The following is a 3,894-nucleotide window of genomic DNA, read 5'->3' as shown; positions in this document are numbered from 1 at the left end:
GCCTCGAGCTCGGCAACCTGGACAAGTTCCCCGCCTACTACCGTTGGTGCTCCGGGCCGACACAACGGGCGATAAAGCGCTTCGAGAGCGTGGGTTTCGAGGTTGAGGATTGGAGTGCGACCTTCGGACACACCTACTACAAGGTGATTCCGCCCTTGGATTCTCTCGAACAGTCCAAGACCAGGTTCTTGTTCAAGCATCCGGTACCTGCACTCACCAGCTTCGCCGTCGTGGTACTTCGAAAGCCCGCGGTACCCTCGGCTGGCTAACGCCACGGCACCGCCGTATCGGGCTCAGGCCCGCGCTGCACTCGCCTAACGGCGCTGCGGCAAACCCGATGAGGTTGCCAGCGTCCTCGACGACGAAGGTTCTCGTCATGGTTCAACTTTCTTCTTCAAGCCGTTCGACGTCGTTGCTAATGTGGTCGACGAACTCATGACAGGAGCGAATTTCGTGATCAATGAATCTGCGAATGCAGATCCGGTTGCTCAACTCGCGAATTACCGATTGGTGTTCATCGGCTCCGCGCACGGCGAAACGTCCGTAGCCGACTATTCAACGAACTTCGTCGAGGCGGTTAAGCCGTATTTCGCCGAGGTGATCGACCATCGGGTTCCCGGCCCCGGAAACGCCACGCTCGCGGACGTCCGGCGGCACCGTAGGGCCGTCAGAGATCACATCGCGGCGGGCCCCCCGGGCCGGGTGCTGGTACATGCCGAATTGTCGACTGGCTCGATGGCCCCCTTCTGGTCGATCGCCGGCCTCAAGGACGTACCGGTCACCGGGACCGTGCATGATCCGCCGCAGGGCCTCTGGTTCGTCGGCCGCACCCGATTCATCGCGAAGCACCGACTGCTCAACCACGCCATTCACTATCCGTTGCGCCCGGTGTCCCGTGCGATCGAAGGTGTCGCATACCGCGACCGGACCCTGTTCGCACTGACCGACGCGGGGCGCCGTTCGATCGAAGAGACTTACCCACGCACACGCGCGCTGTACATACCGTGCATGGCTTTCGACAGACCGGCCATCAAGCCCGTGCAGGACCGACCGAAGGCGGTGGGCTTCTTCGGCTACGCGTACCGCGGCAAGGGATTCGACCAGATCGCCCGGATCCGTGAACTCCTGCCGGACGACGTCTTGATCCGGATTGCCGGCCGAGGGACGGAGTCACTGCCCAAGGCCGACGGCATCGAGATTCTCGGCGGCGTCGACGGTCCCGAAGAGGACGCGTTCTTCGAATCGGTCCGCGCGATCATCGTGCCGTACGGCAAACGACACTGGTACGCCGAAACGTATCCGGCATCGGGCGTTGGCGCTTCCGCGCAGTCCTATTGCACGCCCGTCATCTCCACCGGGTACGGCCCACTGGCGGAGCTGGACGAAGCGACCGGCGCGGTGACGGTGCAACCCACTGCGGAAACCGACGGCGTGGCACGGGCCCTGGTCGAAGAGATCACGTCGCTGGTGAACGATCGCGAGCGCCTCACCCACCTTGGCCTCAACGCCGAGAAGACCAGCCGCGAGCGCTCCCGGGCCGGGACGGGCAAGGCCTTCGCCGAGGCCTGGGCGCGCCTACTGGATCAAACGACGGCAAGTGTCTGAGCTTCCCGCGGCGCCATGGCTACCAACCCCTTGGCGGTGAATTGTGTATCGTCTTTGCTGGCGCAATCATAATGACCAGTGCGCTGGTCAGCCCGCACTTGGGCGGCAATCAAGAGGAAAAAGATGCCTACAGACGCGGTGACGGCCAACTATTGGTCACCGGCCACTAGCGAATTCGGCGATCGCGCGAAAAAGGTAACCGGTCGCCGGGTCCGCGCGCGCGCGCCGTTGCGTCTTGGCCTCGCGGGAGGCGGCACCGACGTGGCGCCGTACTGCGACACCTACGGTGGCCTCGTCCTGAACGCCACCATCGACAGGTACTGCTACGCCACCCTCGAAGAGTGCCTCGATGGCGCCATCGAGTTCTGCGCGCCAGACATTGGCACCGTGGATACGATCACCAAGGCTCCAGACCCCGAGGCCGAGTCGACTCCCCTACATCTTCATCGCGCCATCTACGAGCGAATGAATCGCGAATTCGATCTCGGTAGGCCAAGGGTTCGCTTGACCACGATCTCGGACGCCCCTCCTGGGTCAGGCCTCGGCTCGTCGTCAACACTTGTCGTTTCGGCGATCGAGGCGTTTCGCGAGTACTTCGCCCTTCCGCTCGGCGAATACGACGTCGCGCGCCTCGCGTACGAGATCGAGCGCGAGGACTACGGCCAGGCGGGCGGCAGCCAAGACCAATACGCCGCGACGTTCGGCGGGTTCAACGTCATGGAGTTCGGGCCAGCCGGACGGATCATCGTCAACCCGCTGCGCATCAAGGATGCGACGCTACGGGAGTTGGAAGCATCGATCGTCCTATTCCACACCGGTGTTTCGCGCAATTCAGCTGACATCATCAAGCGCCAAACCACCTACATTTCCGCGGGCGCGACGTCGCAACTCGAGGCGACCCACAAACTCAAGGACGAAGCAGTTGCGATGAAGGAGGCGCTCCTCAAGGGCGACCTCGTCCAACTGGCCGAAGTTCTCGACCGAGGCTGGCAAGCGAAGAAGCAACTGGCCGAAGGGATTTCGAATCCCAACATCGAACAGTGCTTCGACGTTGCCAAGCAGGCAGGCGCACTGGCCGGCAAGGTGTCGGGCGCGGGTGGCGGTGGTTTCGTACTGTTCCTGACAGATCCGGTCCGCCGTCCGGCCGTGATGCAGGCGCTCGACGAGCTGCGCATCGGCGCAGTTCAACCAACACACTTCGTTTCGGAAGGAGCAGTAGCGTGGTCACTGCGATGAGTTTGGATGTCCCGGCGTTCATCGACGGGGAGATCGCCAAGAGTCGGGCCGCCATCGACGCGTTGGATACCCCGCATTACTCGCAGATCCTCTCGGAGATCGCAGGCAAGGTTGTGGAAACGCTACGTGCCGGCGGCAAGATCATGTTCTGCGGAAACGGCGGCTCGGCGGCGGATTCACAGCACCTCGCCGCGGAACTCGTTGGGCGCCAGAACTACAACCGTGCGGCCGCGGCCGGACTCGCCCTCACCGTGGACAGCTCGGCACTCACTGCGATCGGCAACGACTACGGATACGACACCGTCTTCTCGCGGCAGATCGAGGGACTCGGTAACGCAGGCGACCTGCTCATCGGCATCTCGACATCGGGTCGTTCCGCGAACGTCGTGCGGGCCATCGAGGCGGCCAAGGCCAAGGGCATCACGACGGTGTCGTTCACCGGCCATGAGTCCAGGGAAATGGGCAACGCAGACATCCTGTTGCCGGTACCGGCCAAGGAGACGGCGAAGATTCAGGAACTGCACATCACGTGCGGTCACATCGTCTTCGCCCTTGCCGAGCGCATTCTCTTTCCCGACGAGTACCCCGGCAATCCCTAAGCCGGAGAATCACGCTTGGTCACAACGGATTCGGACCGAATGCGGTTTTGACGAACTGCAGAGGATCGTTGGATCCGAGCTCGAGAATTCGCGTCTCGGCCATTCCGGCTGCGCGGGCAGCCGCGCTGTCACTCGGTTGATCGCCGATGAACACCGACCGGGCGAGGTCGAGGTTCAGGTCGCGCGCTGCCGCCAGAATCATTCCTGGCTTGGGCTTGCGGCACTCACACGATCGTCGGGTCGGGTCCGGCGACCGTGGGTGGTGGGGGCACGCGTAGATGGCGTCGAGCGCTATCCCGTGTTCGCCGAGCGCGGCGAGGAGTAGGGCGTGAATGACCATGACATCGGACTCGGTGGCCAGCTCCCGGCCAATGACACCCTGATTCGTGATCACGACGATGGCCGCGCCCAACCGCTGGGCCGCTGCCGCGGCGTCCAGTGCCACGTCGATTGG

At 63.3% G+C, this 3,894-nt stretch carries 4 protein-coding genes and 1 pseudogene; 4 read left to right on the top strand and 1 reads right to left on the bottom strand.

Annotated features, from left to right (window positions below):
- The 4 genes and pseudogenes from QOD90_RS09155 to QOD90_RS09140 all read left to right on the top strand — a co-directional run.
- Positions 1 to 269, top strand: a pseudogene (locus QOD90_RS09155) (class I SAM-dependent methyltransferase); the annotation flags it as partial.
- A 184-nt stretch (positions 270 to 453) separates the two neighbouring features.
- Entirely contained in the window at positions 454 to 1,605 is a 1,152-nt protein-coding gene (locus tag QOD90_RS09150; protein WP_526348840.1) for a glycosyltransferase family protein, read from the top strand.
- 123 nt (positions 1,606 to 1,728) lie between these two features.
- A complete protein-coding gene (locus QOD90_RS09145) occupies positions 1,729 to 2,841 on the top strand; it encodes a GHMP family kinase ATP-binding protein (RefSeq protein WP_526348838.1) in 1,113 nt (370 codons plus the stop codon).
- Complete coding sequence (locus QOD90_RS09140) at positions 2,838 to 3,440, top strand: D-sedoheptulose-7-phosphate isomerase (protein ID WP_526348836.1); 603 nt, start codon at positions 2,838 to 2,840, stop codon at positions 3,438 to 3,440. Before QOD90_RS09145 ends, QOD90_RS09140 begins: the two co-directional genes overlap by 4 nt.
- 19 nt (positions 3,441 to 3,459) lie before the next feature.
- On the opposite strand, the gene QOD90_RS09135 is transcribed toward QOD90_RS09140, so the two are convergent.
- A partial coding sequence (locus QOD90_RS09135) for an HAD-IIIA family hydrolase (protein ID WP_526348834.1) occupies positions 3,460 to 3,894 on the bottom strand: 435 nt, incomplete at its 5' end.

Origin of the sequence: Mycobacterium sp. (assembly GCF_032161845.1) — a bacterium.
Classification (GTDB): domain Bacteria; phylum Actinomycetota; class Actinomycetes; order Mycobacteriales; family Mycobacteriaceae; genus Mycobacterium.
This window is presented reverse-complemented; position numbering and strand designations above follow the sequence as displayed.

Coding starts and splice junctions, on each gene's coding strand:
- QOD90_RS09140 (WP_526348836.1), top strand. CDS start 2,838: ATGAGTTTGGATGTCCCGGCGTTCATCGACGGGGAGATCGCCAAGAGT.
- QOD90_RS09145 (WP_526348838.1), top strand. CDS start 1,729: ATGCCTACAGACGCGGTGACGGCCAACTATTGGTCACCGGCCACTAGC.